The 19,010-nt window shown below is 55.0% G+C and carries 18 protein-coding genes; 10 read left to right on the top strand and 8 right to left on the bottom strand.

The window, feature by feature from the left end; translation table 11 throughout:
• The first annotated feature begins 7 nt into the window (after nucleotides 1-7).
• The 3 genes from EQM14_RS12580 to metF all read left to right on the top strand — a co-directional run bounded on the left by EQM14_RS12580 (nucleotide 8) and on the right by metF (nucleotide 3,333).
• Nucleotides 8-1,153 (top strand): cysteine desulfurase family protein, encoded by a 1,146-nt coding sequence (locus EQM14_RS12580; RefSeq protein ID WP_128743498.1) that lies wholly within the window; start codon nucleotides 8-10, stop codon nucleotides 1,151-1,153.
• Nucleotides 1,150-2,274, top strand: a complete 1,125-nt coding sequence (mnmA, locus tag EQM14_RS12575) for a tRNA 2-thiouridine(34) synthase MnmA (protein ID WP_128743496.1) — start codon at nucleotides 1,150-1,152, stop codon at nucleotides 2,272-2,274. The genes EQM14_RS12580 and mnmA overlap by 4 nt, the downstream gene beginning before the upstream one ends.
• A gap of 183 nt (nucleotides 2,275-2,457) precedes the next feature.
• On the top strand, nucleotides 2,458-3,333 hold the full coding sequence (gene metF / locus EQM14_RS12570; protein WP_128743494.1) for a methylenetetrahydrofolate reductase [NAD(P)H]: 876 nt from the start codon (nucleotides 2,458-2,460) through the stop codon (nucleotides 3,331-3,333).
• A 46-nt stretch (nucleotides 3,334-3,379) separates the two neighbouring features.
• On the opposite strand, the gene EQM14_RS12565 is transcribed toward metF, so the two are convergent.
• The 5 genes from EQM14_RS12565 to EQM14_RS12545 all read right to left on the bottom strand — a co-directional run bounded on the left by EQM14_RS12565 (nucleotide 3,380) and on the right by EQM14_RS12545 (nucleotide 8,245).
• Nucleotides 3,380-4,159 (bottom strand): TIGR03943 family putative permease subunit, encoded by a 780-nt coding sequence (locus EQM14_RS12565; protein WP_128743492.1) that lies wholly within the window; start codon nucleotides 4,157-4,159, stop codon nucleotides 3,380-3,382.
• Nucleotides 4,156-5,736 (bottom strand): permease, encoded by a 1,581-nt coding sequence (locus EQM14_RS12560; RefSeq protein WP_128743490.1) that lies wholly within the window; start codon nucleotides 5,734-5,736, stop codon nucleotides 4,156-4,158. Before EQM14_RS12560 ends, EQM14_RS12565 begins: the two co-directional genes overlap by 4 nt.
• Complete coding sequence (locus EQM14_RS12555) at nucleotides 5,733-6,674, bottom strand: CobW family GTP-binding protein (protein ID WP_128743489.1); 942 nt, start codon at nucleotides 6,672-6,674, stop codon at nucleotides 5,733-5,735. The genes EQM14_RS12560 and EQM14_RS12555 overlap by 4 nt, the downstream gene beginning before the upstream one ends.
• A gap of 61 nt (nucleotides 6,675-6,735) precedes the next feature.
• Complete coding sequence (locus tag EQM14_RS12550; protein WP_128743487.1) at nucleotides 6,736-7,575, bottom strand: metal ABC transporter permease; 840 nt, start codon at nucleotides 7,573-7,575, stop codon at nucleotides 6,736-6,738.
• Nucleotide 7,576: 1 nt separating this feature from the next.
• Complete coding sequence (locus tag EQM14_RS12545) at nucleotides 7,577-8,245, bottom strand: metal ABC transporter ATP-binding protein (protein WP_128743485.1); 669 nt, start codon at nucleotides 8,243-8,245, stop codon at nucleotides 7,577-7,579.
• A 113-nt stretch (nucleotides 8,246-8,358) separates the two neighbouring features.
• Between EQM14_RS12545 and EQM14_RS12540 the strand changes: the two genes are divergently transcribed.
• The 4 genes from EQM14_RS12540 to EQM14_RS12525 all read left to right on the top strand — a co-directional run bounded on the left by EQM14_RS12540 (nucleotide 8,359) and on the right by EQM14_RS12525 (nucleotide 11,987).
• A complete protein-coding gene (locus EQM14_RS12540) occupies nucleotides 8,359-9,291 on the top strand; it encodes a metal ABC transporter solute-binding protein, Zn/Mn family (protein ID WP_128743483.1) in 933 nt (310 codons plus the stop codon).
• A 381-nt stretch (nucleotides 9,292-9,672) separates the two neighbouring features.
• Entirely contained in the window at nucleotides 9,673-10,794 is a 1,122-nt protein-coding gene (locus EQM14_RS12535) for an aldo/keto reductase (RefSeq protein ID WP_128743482.1), read from the top strand.
• 137 nt (nucleotides 10,795-10,931) lie between these two features.
• Nucleotides 10,932-11,564, top strand: a complete 633-nt coding sequence (locus EQM14_RS12530) for a flavodoxin family protein (protein ID WP_128743480.1) — start codon at nucleotides 10,932-10,934, stop codon at nucleotides 11,562-11,564.
• A 36-nt stretch (nucleotides 11,565-11,600) separates the two neighbouring features.
• Nucleotides 11,601-11,987, top strand: coding sequence for a MerR family transcriptional regulator (locus tag EQM14_RS12525; RefSeq protein ID WP_128743478.1), 387 nt, complete (start codon nucleotides 11,601-11,603; stop codon nucleotides 11,985-11,987).
• 44 nt (nucleotides 11,988-12,031) lie between these two features.
• Here EQM14_RS12525 and EQM14_RS12520 read toward each other — a convergent pair whose 3' ends face one another.
• The 3 genes from EQM14_RS12520 to EQM14_RS12510 all read right to left on the bottom strand — a co-directional run bounded on the left by EQM14_RS12520 (nucleotide 12,032) and on the right by EQM14_RS12510 (nucleotide 15,471).
• The gene (locus tag EQM14_RS12520) at nucleotides 12,032-13,378 is read right to left on the bottom strand and encodes an L-fucose/L-arabinose isomerase family protein (RefSeq protein WP_128743477.1); all 1,347 of its coding nucleotides are present in this window, start codon (nucleotides 13,376-13,378) and stop codon (nucleotides 12,032-12,034) included.
• 190 nt (nucleotides 13,379-13,568) lie between these two features.
• Nucleotides 13,569-14,576, bottom strand: coding sequence for a LacI family DNA-binding transcriptional regulator (locus tag EQM14_RS12515; RefSeq protein ID WP_128743475.1), 1,008 nt, complete (start codon nucleotides 14,574-14,576; stop codon nucleotides 13,569-13,571).
• 16 nt (nucleotides 14,577-14,592) lie between these two features.
• Nucleotides 14,593-15,471: an aldose 1-epimerase family protein gene (locus tag EQM14_RS12510; protein ID WP_164919076.1), complete on the bottom strand. Its 879-nt coding sequence runs from the start codon at nucleotides 15,469-15,471 to the stop codon at nucleotides 14,593-14,595.
• 310 nt (nucleotides 15,472-15,781) lie between these two features.
• Here EQM14_RS12510 and EQM14_RS12505 point away from each other — a divergent pair, with 310 nt between their 5' ends.
• The 3 genes from EQM14_RS12505 (at nucleotide 15,782) to EQM14_RS12495 (ending at nucleotide 18,999) form a co-directional block, all read left to right on the top strand.
• A complete protein-coding gene (locus EQM14_RS12505; protein ID WP_128743471.1) occupies nucleotides 15,782-17,110 on the top strand; it encodes an ABC transporter substrate-binding protein in 1,329 nt (442 codons plus the stop codon).
• 120 nt (nucleotides 17,111-17,230) lie between these two features.
• The gene (locus EQM14_RS12500; protein ID WP_243112524.1) at nucleotides 17,231-18,148 is read left to right on the top strand and encodes a carbohydrate ABC transporter permease; all 918 of its coding nucleotides are present in this window, start codon (nucleotides 17,231-17,233) and stop codon (nucleotides 18,146-18,148) included.
• Nucleotides 18,149-18,162: 14 nt separating this feature from the next.
• On the top strand, nucleotides 18,163-18,999 hold the full coding sequence (locus tag EQM14_RS12495; RefSeq protein WP_128743469.1) for a carbohydrate ABC transporter permease: 837 nt from the start codon (nucleotides 18,163-18,165) through the stop codon (nucleotides 18,997-18,999).
• Nucleotides 19,000-19,010: the final 11 nt, after the last annotated feature.

Here is a 19,010-nt window from a genome sequence, read left to right as displayed (position 1 = left end):
TGGGGCAATGAGAATTTACGCCGACAATGCGGCGACAACTAAATTGAGCGGAACAGCGCTGGACGCGATGCTGCCATATCTGACGGATCGGTACGGCAACCCTTCCAGCCTGCACGAGGACGGCGCGGCAGCCGCTGCGGCCCTGCTGGAGGCGCGGGAAACCATGGCCGGCCTGCTGAACTGCGCGGCGCGCGAGCTTTCCTTCACCTCCGGCGGCAGCGAAGCGGACAATCAGGCGCTTCTGTCGGCCGCCTCCTGGGGGGCCGCGCACGGGCGGCGGCATATTGTTTCCACGGAATTCGAGCATCCGGCGGTCCTGCGCACGCTGGAATATCTGGAAGCCCGCGGGTTCGGGGTGACGCTGCTCCCTGTTTCTGCCGAAGGGATCATCCGCCCGGAGCAGGTCTCCTCAGCGATACGGCCCGACACCTGCCTTGTCAGCGTCATGGCGGCGAACAATGAGGTGGGGACGGTCCAGCCGGTCAAAGAGATCGGAGACCTGTGCCGCCGGAACAATGTCCTTTTTCATTCGGATGCCGTGCAGGCGGCGGGGCATATCCCGATTGACCTTTCAGAAATGAACGTGGACCTGCTGTCTTTGTCGGCGCACAAATTTCACGGTCCAAAAGGGATCGGCGCGCTTTATCTCCGAAGGGGCATCCGGCCGGTTTCCCTGATCCGCGGAGGCGGGCAGGAACGGGGCGGACGGGCCGGAACGGAAAATGTTCCGGCCGTCGCCGGCATGGCGGCGGCCCTTCGGGAGAGCTGCGGAAAACTGGAAGAAAATGCGGATTATATTGCCCGGATGCGCGAGGAGCTCATCTCCGGGCTGGAGCGGATCAGGGGAGCCTACCTGATCGGCGGCCGTTCGCGAAGGGTCCCGGGAATCGTGAACTTTTGCTTTGAGGACGTCGAATCCGAGCCGCTGCTCCTTCTGCTGGACGCAGACGGCATCAGCGCTTCGGCCGGCTCGGCCTGTTCCGCGGGAGCGCTGGAACCGAGCCATGTTCTCCGCAGCATGGGGGTGCCGGACCGCCTCGCTCGAGGGTCGCTGCGGCTTTCCCTGAGCGAATACAACACACCGGAAGAAATCAGCCGGATTATTTTATCCGTGACATCCGCTGTTTCCAGACTGCGAAAGGAGAACCCATGAAGCGCGTTCTTGTCGCCATGAGCGGCGGGGTCGATTCGAGCGTCGCCGCCTATCTGCTGAAAAAACAGGGATACGAGTGCGTCGGCGCCACGATGAAGCTCTATGAAAATGAAATCGTCGGGCAGAAGCGGACCAATACCTGCTGCAGCCTGGACGATATCGAAGACGCGAGAAGCGTCGCCCACCGCATCGGAATCCCTTACCATGTGTTCAACTTCACCGCCGACTTTGAAGAGCAGGTGATCCGGAGGTTTGTGGCCGCTTACGAAGCGGGAGCGACTCCGAATCCCTGTATCGACTGCAACCGCTACCTGAAATTTGAAAGGCTTTTCCGCCGGGCGCAGGAACTGGACTGCGACTTCGTGGCCACCGGGCATTACGCCCGCATTGAGTTCCAGAAAGCGTCGGGACGGTATCTCCTGAAAAAGGGACTCGACGGCGGCAAGGATCAAAGCTATGTGCTCTATTCCATGACGCAGGAGCAGCTTGCGCATACTCTGTTTCCGCTCGGAGAACTGAACAAAGCGGATGTGCGCAAAATCGCGGAAGAGCAGGGGCTGGTCAACGCTCACAAGCACGACAGTCAGGATATCTGCTTTGTCCCGGACGGCGATTACAGCGCGTTCATTGAGAGGTACACCGGAAAGGCTTATCCGAAGGGGGCCTTTCTCGGTGCGGACGGAAAAATCCTCGGGGAGCATCAGGGACTGATCCGCTACACCATCGGACAGCGGAAAGGGCTTGGGATTTCCGCTGAAAAGCCGCTGTATGTCCGCGGGAAATCCGTCCGGGAAAATACCGTGACGCTTGGCGGCAATGAGGAACTGTACTCTTCGTCGCTCGTCGCGGACGGATTCAACCTGATTGCATATCAGACATTGAGCGCCCCCGCCCGCGTCACGGCGCGGGTCCGCTACCGGCAGAAGGAGCAGGCGGCGGTCGTGACTCCCCTTGACGGGGGAAAGGTCATGGTAAACTTTGAAAAACCGCAGAGGGCTGTTGCGCCCGGCCAGGCGATTGTGTTTTACAGCGGGGACATTGTGGTGGGCGGGGCCACGATCTGCTCGGACGGCAGCGCTCGCGGCGATCGAAAGGAAACGGCGGATTTACAGCGGTTGTAAACCCTGGTCAAAAGCGCGACGGCTGCCGCGGATGCTTCTTTTCGCGGAATGGGCGGAAAGAGCCAGCATAGGTCATCTCTATGTCAGGCCATAAGCTTTTTAAATTGGCTGTCCCGGCGCTTTTATGCTATCCTGATAGAAACTGATTCCTATGGTTCCAATATGCGGAGAGGAGATGGGTCAATGCGCACAAACGAACTGTTCAAAAGAAAAACGGTGTTTTCTTTTGAAGTCTTTCCGCCCAAGAAAACTTCTTCGATCGATGTAGTTTATCATACTCTGCAGGAGCTGAACGGGCTTTCCCCCGATTTCATCAGCGTTACTTACGGAGCCGCGGGCGGGGGAAGCAACCACACCGTTCAGATTGCCTCCGCTATCAAGAACAGATACGGCCTTGAGAGCGTCGCCCATCTCCCATGCATCAACTTTACGAAGGAGGAAGTGCTTGAGACGCTTGAAAGCCTGAAGCGGAACGGCATTGAAAATATTCTTGCGCTGCGCGGGGACCTCAGCCCGGATATTCCCCCCAAGGCCGATTTCAGGCACGCGAGCGACCTGATTTCGTTCCTGAAGGAAAACGGCGATTTCAATATCATCGGGGCGTGTTACCCGGAGGGACATCCGGAATCGGGCGGAATTGTAAAGGACATTCTTAATTTGAAGAAAAAAGTTGACGCGGGCGCGGACCAGTTGATTTCCCAGCTTTTTTTCGACAACAGCTGTTTCTATTCCTTCCTGGAACGCGCCAGAATTGCCGGAATCGATGTGCCGATCCAGGCCGGGATCATGCCGGTGACGAACAGAAAGCAGATTGAACGGATGGTTACCCTCTGCGGGGCGACGCTTCCCAAAAAGTTTGTCAAAGTGATGGAAAGGTACGGGGATAATCCAAACGCAATGCGGGATGCGGGGATCGCCTACGCGATCGACCAGATTGTCGATCTTGTCGCGCAGGGAGTGGACGGAATCCACCTTTATACCATGAACAACTCCTATGTCGCAACGAAAATCAGCGAAGCGGTTACGAGTCTTCTGAAAGCGAATAAAATCACGGCATAAAAAATACACGTTCCGGACGAAGCGGAACGTGTATTTTTTGTATCGTTCAGTAGGTGAAATAGATGTAAGCCGCCTTGGCTTTTTCCGCTTTCTCGATCTTCGTGACGTAGCAGACCGGCATGGTCTGATCCATATAGGTTTCGATTTTCACTTTTCCGGTCACCCATACCCAGTCGTTGTCCTTGTATTGGGACGCCTCGCCGCTCCGGCAGAGGATTCCGCAGGGCTGAAGGTCGGCGGTGCAGCAGACCATCGCGTACCGCACCGGCACGATTTCATTTTTTGCAAATCCGTCCATCCGGAAGACCTGCCCCTTGAATCTCAGGGTTTTCCCCTCGTATTTCTCCATGTCCTTGTTGATGTCCTGATACCAGGCGGCGAACTGCTCGTCGCTGATGCTTGTGACCCCGCTGGCGTCCTCCTGCGGCAGGGCGGAGGAGGACGGGCCGGTGGTGGAAACGGCCTGGGAAGAAGCGGCGGCGCTTTTTCCGGAGGGCGGCGCGGCGCTTTGAGCGGCCGCCGTACTCCCGAAGGAAACCGCCCTGCTCTGTACGGCCCCGGCGGGGATCAGCAGCACGGAAAAGATCGGGATCAGGAAGAGCAGGAATCTCGCCGGCCTCGCGTTGTGCCTCGGCCGGAGGGAACCGGACAGCAAAAGCAGGGAAATGACGAACAGGGCGCAGGAGGAAAACCAAAGATAGCCGTTGATGCGGGGATGCACATACTCCGACGCCCGGCCCGAAATCAGCGCGTAAAGCAGCAGGACCGACAGGGAAAGACAGATCAGCGCTTCCAGCAGCACTTCCGGATTGATTTTTCTTCTCATAGCGATCCCCCCTTGAACAGCAGGGAAAACAGCAGGAACACGGGAACCGCGATCCCCAGCAGAATCCCCGCCAGGCGTGCGACGAATTTCTTTTGAAAGCTGCCGCTCAGCATCAGAAGGTTGGACAAGTCCAGCATGGGCCCCATCACGATAAAGCCCATCACGGCGGGGGCCGGAAACAGATTCAGAAAGCTCCTGCCGATGAACGCGTTGGCTGTGGAGCAGACCGACAGGAAAAAAGCGGCCAGAAGCATCAGGAAAACCGGAAGAACGGCGGCGGAGCCGGAATGGAGGAAGAGCGACGCGGGCACGGTCTGCTGCAGGACGGCGCAGAGAAGGGAGCCTCCGATAATATAACGCCCCATGCTCAGGAATTCCTGTCCCGCGGTGATGAATACGGATTCCATCCGGCCCGCCCTTCCCGTGTGGCGCGGAGCGCATCCGTCGGCCCCGCAGGAGCAGGCCGCGGCCGCGCGGGAGGAGAGGACGTCCGCGGACCTGAAGCGGAAGAGGCTCAGCAGAATGCCGGCAGCCAGCGCGATCAGCGCTCCCAGGCCGATCCGGTACAAAGCGTATTGAGGCTGCCCCGAGAAAGCGTACAGCGTCGAGAGAATGGTGACGGGGTTCACCGCAGGCGCGGCGAGCATGAAAACCATCGCCTGGGGGAGGGGCACGCCCTTCTGCGCCAAGCGGGAGGCGATCGGCACGATGCCGCAGTCGCAGATCGGGAAAAAGACGCCGAGAACGGCGGCGAGGGGAAATCCCAGCAGCGGATGCTTCGCAAACAGCCGCACCAGCGATTCGTCCGGGACATACACCTGCAGCAGGGCGGAGACAAACGCGCCGATCAGCAAAAACGGGACCGCCTGCATCAGGATCCCGATAAAGATCATCTGAACGCTTTGAACGGCCGTATACAGATCCGGGTACCTGGGAATCTGCGTCAGGAAGAAAAGGATGACGGCCGCCAGGACGGCGACCTCCAGCTCGCCGATTTTCTGCCATTTGCCTGCCTCTTTTACCTGCTCCGGATCAAGAACCTGAGACAGGTATTTTTCTGTTGACGGGCCGTCGGTACAGATCGCCGCCGACCGGTTGACGCCGCCGACCGCCGACCGCAGCGGCGATTCCGGCCCGGAGCCGCGGTTCGCGCACACCGCGTCCGCGTTGCCGAGCTGGCTGAGCATCAGGCTCCCCGCGTTTTTCCAATAGGAGCCGAACGTGGAGGCGTCCGCGCAGAACAGGATCCGGTCGATGCGGTAGCCCTTCGGCATCCGGACGCTCAGCAGCCGCTCCATCGGCCAGGTCCCGTTGTATTCGATCAGGATCAGGTCCGGATGGAGCTCCGACCGGATTTTGAAGAACAGTTCCGCGCAGATTTTGGAAGGGCTCTCCAACTGGTCCAGAAGCACGTCCCCGTTTTTCATCCGGGAAGCGTCGAATCCCGCCGCCCCGTCCTCGCATTGGAGAATCAGGATGCGGCGGTAGCTCCCCATATAGTCCTGTTCCAGGACATGCTGGAGCAGCGTTGTCTTTCCGCTCCCCAGGAATCCGCAGACCACTTCGATCCTCGTCATGGGTCCACCTGAAACAGCGCGGCCAGCCCGCGCCGGTCCAGTCCTTTCCCGATGACGCAGAGCCGTCCGGTGAATTCCGGCTTTGCTTCCTGAAATCCGGATTCCTCCGGGACGTAATCGAACTGAACCCAGCGGCCGTCCCGGACGGGCAGGATTCCTTTCGCCCGCAGCACTTCGCCGCATTGAGGCAGCTTTTTCATCGCCTCGCGCAGCCTGTCCCGGTCGAAGACCTTCGGCGTTTCCCTGCTCCACACCTGAAACGCTTCGTCCGCGTCGTGATGGTGGTGATGGTGTTCCTCTTCGGCGGACTCGAAATCCTCCCGGCTGATCAGTGCCTTTGCTCCCTTTTCGGCGACGGAGAGGATTTCCGCGCCGCTGAGCTGGTCCCAGGGGGTTGTGATGACCGCCGCTCTTTCGTTGCGGCCTTTTATTTCCCTCGCGATATCGCTCAGCTCTTCCGGATCGGCGTTCTGCGTGCGGCTGAAAAGGATCGTTTCCGCGTGGTCGATCTGGTCGAGAAAAAATTCGGAAAAATTTTTTGCGTACATCCTGTATTTCTGGGCGTCCACGACCGTGACGCACAGGTCGATCCGTCCCTGTTCCCGCAGCGCGGTTTTGCGGCAGACCGGAAGAATGTCGGACAGCTTGCCGACGCCGGACGGCTCGATCAGGATCCGCTCCGGGCGGTACTTCCGGACCACGTCCTTCAGCGCCGCGTGAAAGTCCCCGGCCAGCGTGCAGCAGATGCAGCCGGAATTGATCTCCCGCACACGGATTCCCGACTGCTTCAAAATGGTTCCGTCAATGCCGATTTCTCCGAATTCGTTCTCGATCAGGACGATCTTTTCGTCCGACAGCGCCTCTTTCAGCAGCTTCCGGATCAGCGTCGTCTTTCCGGCGCCGAGAAAGCCGGAGATGATGCCTATCTGCGTATCCATAAAAAAGTTCCTCCGCGGGGCAATGATTTTGAGCTTATCTTAGTCGGAATCAGGCGGATTGTCAACCTCGCCCTGTCCGGGTGCGCGGCCGGACCGCAGTCTGTTTTCCGGCGGCCGACAGCTTTTTCACCAAGATCACGATCATGAGGACGGCGACGGAAAGGAGAGCGGAAAATCCGCCCGGCGCCACATTGAGATAGTAGGACAGGAACAGCCCCAGAAGGACGTCCGTCATGCTGAACAGGATCGAACAGAACAGCGTGGTCCGGAATCCTTTCCCAAGCTGCAGCGCCGTCGCGACCGGGAGGGCGATCATGGAACTCAGAACGAGGACGCCCACGATGCGGATGGAAACGGCGATGGCGGCCGCGACCAGGATCGAGAAGATGTAATTGATCAGCTGGACTCTGACGCCGGCGACTTTCGCCGCCTCCTCGTCGTAGGCGATATAGATCATCTGATCATACAGGAGAAAAATCGTGACGACGGAGATCATGCTGAGCGCGAAAACAGTGACAAGGTCCGACTTCGTCACGGTCAGAACGCTCCCGAACAGGAAAGAGTCCACATTGGCGTGGGCTTTTCCGGAACTGATAATGGTGATCGCCGTTCCGACGCTGAGCGCAAGCACGATGGTGAGGATCAGGTCGGTGTGTTTTTTGAAATACCTGCGGAGGAATTCAATGAGCGCGCCGCAGAAGGAAGTAAAGAGGAATGCGCCGATCAATGGGCTGCGGCCCAGCAGCAGCCCGAGCGCGATGCCGGCCAGAGAGGAGTGGGAGAGCGTGTCTCCGATCATGGAATAGCGCCGCAGCACCAGGAAAATCCCGATGCTCGGGCAAAGAATGGAAATAAAGAAAGAAACGAACAAGGCATTTTTCATGAAGGCGTACTGCAGCATCTTATGAATTCCTTTCCCGTGATCTCAAAAATTCGGACGCGTATTTTTCCGGCGTGCAGGAGTGCCCCTTTCCGCCGGCCAGATGATAGATCCGGGTGGAATTGGCCACGGCCGCGTCCAGGTTGTGTTCGACGGACACGATGGTGATGCCTCTGTTCCGGTTCAGGCGGCTCAGAAAGCCGTAGATTTCCTTTTGGCCCTGAAGGTCTACCCCCGTCGAGGGTTCGTCCAGGATCAGCAGATCCGGGTTCCCCATGAGGGCCCGCGCAAGCAGGACCTTCTGCTGCTGCCCGCCCGAAAGCGCTCCGATCAGCGCGTTTCGGTACGGGCTCATTCCCACAAGGCCGAGGGCCTGATCCACCGTGCCTTTCTTTTTGATTTTCAAAAGCCTGCGGTAGGAATTCAACAGCTCGCCCACCGTGATCGGAAAGCCGGAATTGACAAAATCGCTTTTCTGCGGGACATAGCCGATCCTTTTCGCGCTGGAAGAAACGGATCCTTTCGTCGGCTTGAGAAATCCCAGGATCAATCGGATGAAGGTGCTTTTGCCGCATCCGTTTTCCCCCATGACGGAAATATATTCGCCGTCCCGGATGGTCAGATCGATTCCGTCGAGAACGTAGGGGGGAGAGCCCGTATAGGAAAAATACAGATGATTTGCCTGAATCATGCGAATCTCAATTTCCCTTCCAAAAAAATCTTGACAAATGAAATGGTGCTGACTTATATTATAAACGCAAATGCAAATCATTTGCAAGTAGAATTTAGACGGAGGATGAAAAAATGAGAAAGAAAATGATTCCGTTTGCGCTTTGCATGGTTTCGCTCCTGCTTTTTTCCGCATGCGGCGGCGGGCAGCCGAAAGAGAGCTCGGGGGGCAGCGAAACGTCAAGCGGCAGTGAGAAAATCCAGGTGTCCGTGACATTCGACGCCATGAAGGAATTCACGGAGGCCGTCGGAAAAGACAGAGTGAAAATCTCAACCATCATCCCGGACGGCACGGAGCCGCATGACTTTGAGCCGAAAGCGCAGGATATCGCCGGGCTGAGCACGGCGCAGGTTTTTGTCTACAACGGCTTTGGGATGGAATCGTGGGCTGAAAAGGCGGTCGAAGCCGCAGACAACAAAAATCTGATTGCGGTCGAAGCTTCAAAAGGCGCAACTCCGATCCAGAATACGGACCCGGATGAGATCAAGGAGCACGGCCAATACGATCCGCATCTGTGGATCAGCCTGAAAGGCGCGGAAGTCGAGGCGAAAAACATCCGGGACGCGCTGGCGAAGGCGGACCCCACCGACAAGGCTTATTTCGATCAGAACTGCAACGATTTTATCTCGCAGCTTGAAAGCCTTTACTCGGAGTACAATCAGAAATTTCGGTCGGACCAGACCAAGAGCTTTGTCACCGGCCACGCCGCTTTCGCTTATTTGTGCCGGGATTTCGGCCTGAGCCAGAACAGCGTGGAAGACGTTTTCGCGGAAGGCGAGCCCAGCGCGAAGAAACTGGCGGAGCTGGTGGATTACTGCAAAGACAACCATGTGAAAACGATCTTTGTGGAAGATATGGTCAGCCCCGCCGTGTCACAGACGCTGGCCGACCAGGTCGGCGCCGAAGTCGAGCAGATCTACACGATCGAGAGCAGCGAGGACGGCATGACCTACCTCGACCGCATGAAGGCCAATCTGGACGAAATCAGCGGCAGTCTTTCAAAGTGAAAAACCGCGCCGGCATGGAAGCGCTGACCGGCGGCCCGTGCCTTACGGCCAAAATCGTTCGCGCTTTCAATTGCGGATAAACTGATTCTTTTTCTTTGCCGTATCAGGGACCGCTGTTAGACGAAGGCTGGTCAGCAGATCCTTTTTCTCGCTTGAATGATATTTGTAATGTAATGAAAGAATAGAAGTTGAGCAGAATAACGTGCGTCGGTTCCTTTCCGTGGGGAAGGCTTCTCTTTTACGGGCTTCCGGAAATAAAATGCAGAAAAGCTCTTGACTTGGAGTGAACTCCAGATGCTACACTGTCCTTAAACGGCTTTTGCAAGCGGCCGGAATCATTCAAAATGAGCTTGGAAGTTAAAACGGGAAAGAGGGCTTGGAATGAAAAAATTGGGATTCGGTCTGATGCGTCTGCCGCTGAAAAACAAGAACGATCAGGCAAGCGTCGACCTGGATGAGATGAAGCGGATGGTGGACGCGTTTCTTGAAAGAGGCTTTACCTATTTTGACACTGCTTACATGTACCACAATTTTCAAAGCGAAATTGCCGCCCGGGAAGCGCTTGTGAAAAGGCATCCCCGCGGCAGTTTCACGCTGACCTCGAAGATGCCAACGATGTTCCTGAAAACGAAAGAGGATATGGAGCGCATTTTCAATGAGCAGCTTGAAAAGTGCGGCGTGGAGTATTTCGATTATTACCTGCTTCACAATCTCAATGTAAACCATTACGCCATCGCGCAGAAACTTGACAGTTTCGCGTTTATCCAGAAAAAGAAACAGGAGGGGAAAGTACGGAAAATAGGTTTTTCCTACCATGACAATGCCGGTCTGCTCGACGAGATATTGACCGCCCACCCCGAAGTCGACGTGGTGCAGATCCAGCTCAACTACCTGGACTGGAACAGCGAGAGCGTCCAGTCGCGCAAATGCTATGAAGTAGTGAGAAAGCATAAGAAGGATCTGATCGTCATGGAGCCGGTCAAGGGCGGCACGCTGGCCAATATTCCGGAAGAGGCTGTAAAGCTTTTCAGGGATTGCGCGCCGGACCGTTCCGTCCCTTCCTGGGCGATCCGGTTTGCCGCGAGCCACGACGGCGTTATAGTCGTTCTCAGCGGGATGAGCAATATGGAGCAGCTTCTTGACAACACCGGCTACATGCAGAATTTTGTGCCGATGACGGAGGAAGAATTCGGCATTGTGGGCCGGGCCGTCGATATTATTTGCGCTTCCATCGCCATTCCGTGCACCGCCTGCGGGTATTGCGTGGCCGGGTGTCCCCAAAAGATCGCGATCCCAAAATATTTTGACCTGTATAACGCGGAGAAAAGATCGAAAATCCGAGGTTTTTCCGTTCAGAGCGTTTATTACGGCAATTACGCGCAGACCTATGGGAAAGCGTCCGAATGCGTCAAATGCGGGCAATGCGAAAAGCAGTGTCCGCAGCATCTGCCGATTCCCACCCTGCTTGAGCTTGTGGCGGAAACCTTTGAGCATCGGCAATGATTCGGTCCTTTCGGGATGCTTCCCGCCGCCGCGCCGGATTTTGCCCGCGGGCCGGGCGGAACGCGGTCCCCTCTCATGCCGGGATCCGCTTCGGATGAGAAAAGAGACATAAACTGAAAGAAAGGGATGGCAATGCGATGAAAGTTCTATTGGTAAACGGCAGCCCTCACGCGAAGGGCTGCACCTATACCGCTCTTGCGGAAGTCGCGAAAACCCTGAACGAAGAACACATAACAACCGAAATTTTTCAGATCGGCACGAAGCCCGTATCGGGCTGTATCGCGTGCGGGCACTGTCAGAAATACGGAACGTGCGTATTTGACGATTGTGTCAACGAATTTGTGGCGCTTGCGAAAGACGCTGACGGCTTCGTGTTCGGATCCCCTGTACATTACGCGGCGGCCAGCGGGGCAATCACGTCGTTTTTGGATCGGGTCTTCTATTCCAATGCAAGTTCCGGCCAGAATGTTTTCTATCTGAAACCGGCCGCCTGCGTCGTTTCCGCCAGGCGCGCGGGAACGACCGCCGCGTTTGAACAGCTCAATAAGTATCTTACCATATCTGAAATGCCGGTCATTTCGTCGCGCTATTGGAATATGGTGCATGGGATTTCACCGGACGACGTAAAGAAGGATTTGGAAGGGCTTCAAGTCATGCGTATTCTGGGCAGAAATATGGCCTGGTTTTTGAAATGCAAGGAAGCGGGGATCAAAGCCGGGATCCCATTTCCTAAACAGGAGGAGCACATAGCTACCAATTTTGTCCGCTAGCGTTTTTTCAATGGATTGACTGATTGGAGGCGTCCGATGACAATCGCTGAAGTTAGCAAAAGATGCAGTTTAACTCCCGATACTCTTCGTTACTACGAACGGGTCGGACTCATTCCCAGCGTGAACCGCACGGCGGGCGGAATCCGCGATTACCTGGAAGAGGATTGCAGGTGGATCGAGTTTATAAAATGCATGCGCAATGCGGGACTGCCGATTGAGGTTCTGATTGAATACGTCAGGCTGTTTCAACAGGGAGACAAAACAATGGCGGCCCGAAAGGCATTGCTGGTGGATCAACGGGACCGGTTGATTCAAAGAATCACGGAAATGCAGGAAACGCTGGAACGTCTGAACGGCAAGATTGAACGATATAACAATCAGGTTCTTCCATGCGAGCATGAACTGAAAAGGAAACCGGGTTAACCGTAAGGAAGACAGGGGGGCCGCCCCTGTCTTCCTTACGGTATTTAATATTTTATAACTTCGATTCCAAGAATTTCCGCAACCTGTGTCATAATATCCGCGACGTCGTCCCACACAATGCTGTAATGGTGCGGAACTCCGTTTTTCAGGATCGCTTCCATGATCCGGCTGACCGGTGCGTCGGGGACAACGTTGATCATGCAGCCCGGCGTGTAAAGGTCCGTCTTTGAGGCGGTTCCGCGAATCAGGAACAGCTTGTAGGCACCGTCGATGTTGCAGAATCTTGAGATGGTGACAGGGCCTTCTTTCAAGGTCGTATAGAATGCGGTTCCTTGGCCCGCCAAAGGATGGTCGCCCATTTTGGTCGGGTAATCGGGGTGGTGAAGCGACGGCGCGGCGTTGCCGCAATGCCAGAAAGTCAAAGTGTTTTCCTTCTCGTGCAGATCGATCATGTCGGTGATAAAATTCGTGTGTCCCGTAATGCCGTTCTGCGCGATCATGGAAAGGGCGGCGTCGACGTCGCCTTCGCAGGCAATGTTGATATTTGCGTCGGCAAGACGCCCGAGGACCGCGCAGGGGGTCGTTTTCAGATTCCCCATTTCCGGCCAGCATTTGATCGCGCAGTAATCGTAACCTTCCCGCCGAACCAGATTTTTCAGCGCCAGGTAAAGCCTGGAGTGATTCTCCTTATATTCCTGCGGGAGAGTATCGACCATGGAGAAAGTATCGCGAACCAGCTGCTGGTCTTTCTCCAGCTCTTTCGGGTCCGTTTTTTCCATTTCATCGAAGACGGTTTTCAAATCGGTTTCTTCCATCCGGATGCCGAAAGTCCGGCGGATCAGCCCTTCATCAAAAGCGGAATTGTAAAAAGCGGTAGGGCGGTAACCGAACAATCCCAGAACCGTGTGGCGCATCTTTTTGACCACGGCATAGGCGTTGACAACGGAGAGCACCCTGGAGACTGCCTCCGGTTCCTCCAGATTGCCGTAAACCGGATAGCAGGTATGTCCCAGCCGATGCATGGAGGCGCTGTTCATGGTCAGCGCGACCAACGCGTTGGACAGCAGGCGCCCTCCGCCAAGCTCCGGTTCCCGGGGTGCCCAGAGGATCAGCGGCACGTTCAGGCTGTCCGCGATTCCCGTGCACACGTCGTCCCCGGTGAAGGCTCCGTACAGCATAATCACCAGGTCCGCGCCCTTTGCTCTGAGCGTGTCGATCGCGGTGTCGATCCGCTCCGTGGAGTCAATCAGCGTGTCGAAAGTAATCAGGTTGACCTGTGAAAGCTTTTCGTTTAAAAACGCTCCGTAGCGTTCCATCCTCTTTTGCGGTGTTTCGCGGGGCCATCTGCCGGAAACGGTTGTGATAAATCCAACGTTCAGTGTGGTCTTCATGTGCATGCTGTCCTTTCCTGATATACATACGAATGTACATTCGCTGAAAAAACTCGCCCATACCAAACTGCATGAGCGATTCTTTCGACTCATTTTACCCCCGTTTTACCGTCAATGTCAATAGCATTTGCACAAAGAACCGTATTTTTTTGTGAATTGAGAGCTGCGGCTTGAAAGAAATTTTCAATCATCATGTGGTCTCCCGTTCGATCAAGGTGGTTTCCACCATTTTGCCGGCGGTATCCTTGCCCGCGATCATGTCGTCCAGCATTGTAATGATGCAGCGGGCGATTTCTTTCCGGTTGATTTGCACGGTTGAAAGTTTGGGCTGAAGAAACTGGCTGAATTCGGAATTGTCAAACCCCATAATGGCGATATCGTCCGGAATCCTGAGGCCGCAGCGTTTGACCGCTTCCATCGCAACCGCCGCCATATAGTCGTTTCTGCAGACCATGGCGTCAAGTTTCAATCCGCTTTTCAGTTTTTGTTCGATTCCGTCCGCCAGGGCTTCCCTTGTCGCAAAACCGGTGAAAAACTGCTCCGCTTCATCGAAGGGGAGACCGCTTTTTTCCATTTGAAGGCGAAAACCGCGGTAACGCAGGTCGCGCATGGTGCTGAAATGATTCCGGGTGCTGGTGCGGTCGATATAGGCGATTTTCGTGCGGCCCTTTTTCACCATCAGCTTGACGACATTCTCCATGCCGTTCTTCATTCCGATATGAACGATTCCGGCGCGCGGGTCCACATCGGAGTAATCCCGGTTCCCCAGCAGGACCACATGGACGCCGTAATCCATAAACCGCGCGATGTATTCCTCGCCGAAACTGACGGAGCTGATGACCACTCCGTCGATCTGCCGGCTGATGATATGAGTGACGAAATCCATGTCGTTGCGGTCCCTCATCAGCGAAATCAGGTAGCCTTTGTCATAGGCAAACTGATCCATTTCCTCTACAATTCTGCCGAAATGCTCATTTGCGATGCTGTCCGCGATAAAAAGGATGTGGTTGCTGCGCTTTCCTTTCAGCCCGCGGGCCATCGTGTTGGGCACGTAATGCAGCTTTCGCATCGCGTCCAGTACGCGCTCCCGCTTCTCCTTCGCGACGTAACGGTTGTTGTTCATGACATAGGAAACGATCGTTTCCGTTACGCCGGCATATTCCGCGACGTCTTTTCTGGTGACTAATTTTTTCTCCATACCAAAGAGGCCCCTTCTATCCTTTTATCTCGATCGTCTGTTCACAGGAAAAAGTTTTACCGCCGTCGAGTGCGACGATCCCCTTCTTGCGGCGGAAATCCCCTTCCGCTTCCTTTTCATCCGGGATTCCGTACCAGGGCTCGATGCAGACGAAGGGCCTTGCCTCATGGCTGATCCAGATCGCGAGATAGGGGAAACCTGCAATTCCGACCTGAATTGATTTTCCGGCCCTGCGGTCCTGAAGCTCGAGGGACCGCGAACGGAAATTCTCCAGAATGCACGTGCCGGGAAAACAGGAAGCAAACAGACCGACATTGCGCTCGTTCTGAAGAAAAGGCTCCGTTTTTCCCGTAAGGAAGCCATCCTCCTGCGGAAGTCGGGTAATTGTCTCTTCTTTTTCAAAAACCAGCGTGCAGTCGCGGGCATTCGAGTGATCCGAAAGAGGCAAACGGTATCCGGTGTGGTAGCCGATGGAAAAAGGCATGCCGGCACCGCCGTGATTCTCTACTTCATATCGGCACCGAAGAATTTTTCCCTCCAGAATGTAGCTGGTGTACAAAGTGAAGGAAAACGGATACATGATTTTCGTTTCCGGGCTGTCTGAGAAACAGAATGTAACACGGTCCTTTTTCAGATCTGAAACCTGATGTTCGTAATCGCGCGCAAAGCCGTGCATCGGGATGGAATACCTTTTGCCGTCGATCCTTGCGGCGCCGCCCCTGAGCCTTCCGCACACAGGGAACAGGATCGGGGCGCGGCGCGGCCAGACGCTCTCTTTTTCCTCTTTTCCCTGCCATAGGAATTCGTGCCCCGAAGATTTTTCGACGACGGACCACAGTTCAGACCCCAAAGGGTTCACTTCGACCCGGTAGAATTCGTTTTCTATTGTGACCAAAAAAGGCACCTCGGCTTTCTTTTGTAATCACGTATGTACTTTTACTCGATTATAAATTATAAAATGTCCTTCGTCAAATATTTTTGCTCAGGGTGAAGACAGGGCGGAATAACAGCGGGAAAACCAAAGCTCAATCGCAACATATTTTTTTAAATATTTATAAAAATATTATTGACAATGACCTATCGTTCGCATATAATAAAAAACACAGGATGTACACACGTGTTTATGATCCGGCTTGGCCGTACTAGATAGACTGCGGGGTGTATATCGCGAATGGTCCTGAATTATTTTTATGGGAGGAATACGAATGAAAAAACTCATCGCATCTTTGCTGTCTGCAGCGATCCTGCTCGGCACGGCCGCATGCGGTGGCGCTCCTTCTTCTTCGGCCCCGGCTTCGTCTGCAGCGGGCGGCGGTTCGTCGTCAATGGAAGAGCCCACGGAAAAGGTAACGATCAAATTTGCGAATCATATGGTGCTTGAAAACGGCACAAAGGATTTCTGGGAAAAATTCAAGTCCGATTTTGAAACGAAACACCCCAATATTACACTGGAATATGTCACTGCGCCCTATGACCAGATCCTGAATACCGTCATCAATATGGCGGGCGGCGGGGACAAGGTGGATATTTTTCTTGGCGAGACGTCCTGGACGCCGACCGTGGAAGAGTCCGGACTTGCGGTGCCGGTGAAGAACATTGTCGGGGATCAGATGGTCGCCGATGTCCTGCCGGGCGTTGCAAAGGCGCATATGATCGACGGCGATCTGTACGCGCTGCCGCTGTACATGACTCCGTTCGTCCTGTTCTACAACAAGGACCTGTTCAAGCAGGCCGGCCTGGACCCGGACACTCCCCCGAAGACCTATGACGAGATGCTGAAAATGGCGGAAAAGCTCTCGAAGCTGAAAACGAAGGACGGCAATACGGTTTATGCTTTCGGCCAGACGACCGCATCCGTGGCGATTTCCGGCGCTTCCCTGACCTCGATGGTGTACAATTTCGGCGGACGCGTCCTGAATGACGACGGAACGCTGGCCACCGACAATGCGGCTTTTAAAGACGCGTTCAGCATGCTGAAAACGCTGGATGAGAAAAAATACAATCCTCAGAATGCCAAGCTGAAGGACCTGCGCAACCTGTTTGCCCTCGGACAGCTGGCCATGTACTACGATCAGTCGTGGGGCTACAGCGGGATTCAGTCGATCAATTCCAACGCGGCCGACTTCACGGCCACCGCGGCCCCGCTTTCGGGAGGCTCCGGCAAGGGTGAGAGCGTCGTCAGTTCGCATTGCCTGTTCCTGATGGATAACGGGGACGCGCGCAAGAAAGCGTCCGCGATCCTGATCAAAGAGCTGATCAATGCCGATACGCTGGGCGACTTCATGTCCAAAGTGAACCTCGCCTATCCCGCGTACACTTCCATGAAGGATATGCAGGCGATCAAAGACAGCCCCGTTCTCAAGGGTGCCCTCGGCAGCCTTGACTGCGTGCAGCCTACCACGTTTGTTCCGGCGCTGAACGATTTGAATCTGGAGCTCTGCACCTTTGCCCAGGGCCTTACGGTCGGGAAAAAGACTTTTGACTCGGCTTATCCCGGCTTCAAATCCGCCGCGCAGAAGATCCTTCAGCAATAAGGAAACCGCGGGCATAACGAAACCTGATATACCCTAAGAAGCAGATCCCGCCGTATCCGCCAAATACAGAGCGTGGATGCGGCGGTTTTTTCTGCTGACAGTGTGGAAACGGAGTGTGTGATGATGAAAAACAAATCCGCGGGCCGGAGGCTGCCGGCGAATACGGCGGATATCGCTTTCTCGCTGACTTTGTCGGCGCCCGCCATGTTGATGACAATCGTTTTCATCCTTTTTCCGGTTGTCGATTCCGTTTATAAAAGTCTGCTGACGTTCAAGGTCAGCAACATCATTTCCGGAAAACCCGGAACCTGGAACAATTTTCAAAACTACATCCGCCTTTTTCAGAACAATAAACTGGTCCCTTCCATTATCACTACATTTTCGTTTGTCGCCGTTGTTGTCATTTTCCAGTTTGTTCTGGGAATGAGCCTTGCGCTGATCCTGAACTCCAGTATCCGCGGCAGCCGGTTCCTGCGAAGCGTTATGATGATTCCCTGGGTGGTGCCTACCGTGATTTCCGCCCTGGTTTGGATGTGGATTTATCAGCCTCAGTACGGGCTTCTCAAATACTTTGTTTCTCTGATGGGCATCAACGATTTCGCCATTCTGAACAACCCCTCCACGGCGCTTTGGGGCGTGGTGGTCGCCGCCCTTTGGAAGCAGATCCCGCTGACGACCCTGCTGCTGCTTGCCGGACTGCAGAACGTTCCGAGCGACATGCTGGAAGCGGCGACGGTTGACGGGGCCAGCGGCGCCCGGCGTTTTTTCTCCGTTGTCTTTCCCTCCATGAAGAGCGTCGTCAAAATCACGCTCACGATGGCGATCATCGAAAATTTCAAGCAGTTCCCGCTGGTATGGACCATGACGGGCGGCGGCCCGCAGGACGCAACCACGACCCTTGCCATCCTCAGTTACCGGGAAGCGTTTGTCTCCAACAATTTCGGTTCCGGTGCCGCGGTCACAACGGTTTGGATGTTCCTGATGATGATCGTTGTTTTCTTCTACAATAAATTTATGGGTTCCAGCGATGTGGATTAAGGGGTGACGGCACGATGAAATTATCCGTAACAGGCAAAGTGCTCCGCGATGTGGTTCTGGTAATTATTTTATTATTTCTGCTCTTCCCGATCTTGTGGGTGTTTCTCACATCGCTGAAAACAAACATGGAGTCCTATCGATTTCCGCCTACTTTTCTGCCTGAAAAGGCGAGCCTTGCGAGCTATGTCAATCTTTTTACAAAGGACAATGCGTTTTTTGTCTATTACAAGAACAACTTTGTCGTTTCTTTCATTACGGCGCTTGTGACGACGGTTTTTGCAATTCTCGCCGGGTATGCCCTTTCCCGGTTCCATTTTAAATGGAACAAATGGCTGGTCGCCGCTCTGCTGACCTCCCAGATGTTCCCCGTGATCAGCCGGATGATCTCCCTGTACGATCTTCTGGGGAAAATCCACCTGATCAACACGCTCTTTGGACTGACCCTTGCGCTGATTGCCGCTCAGATTCCGTTCACCGTGATTCTGATGAGCAGCTTTTTCGACAGCGTCCCCATTGCCATTGAGGAAGCCGCGAGAATCGACGGGGCGGGGAGGTTCCAGATCCTGACGAGGATCGTCACTCCGCTGGTGAAGCCGGGGATGCTGGCTTCCGGCCTTTATGCGTTCCTGATGACCTGGGACGATTATCTGCATGCCATTACCCTGATCCAGACGGACAGCCTGCGGACTCTTTCGGCCGGCGTGGCGCTGCGTTACCTGGGCGAGCTGTCTTTCGACTGGTCCCTGATCAATTCGATCTCCATCGTTTCCATGCTTCCCATGATCATTTTGTTCTTCTTCTTCCAGAAATATATGGTCAGCGGCCTTGTCGCGGGCGCGGTCAAGGGCTGATTTGCAGATAT

The organism is Caproiciproducens sp. NJN-50 (assembly GCF_004103755.1).
Taxonomy (GTDB): Bacteria; Bacillota; Clostridia; order Oscillospirales; family Acutalibacteraceae; genus Caproicibacter.
Note: the sequence above shows the minus strand (reverse complement) of the source record. Positions and strands in the feature narration are given on the sequence as shown.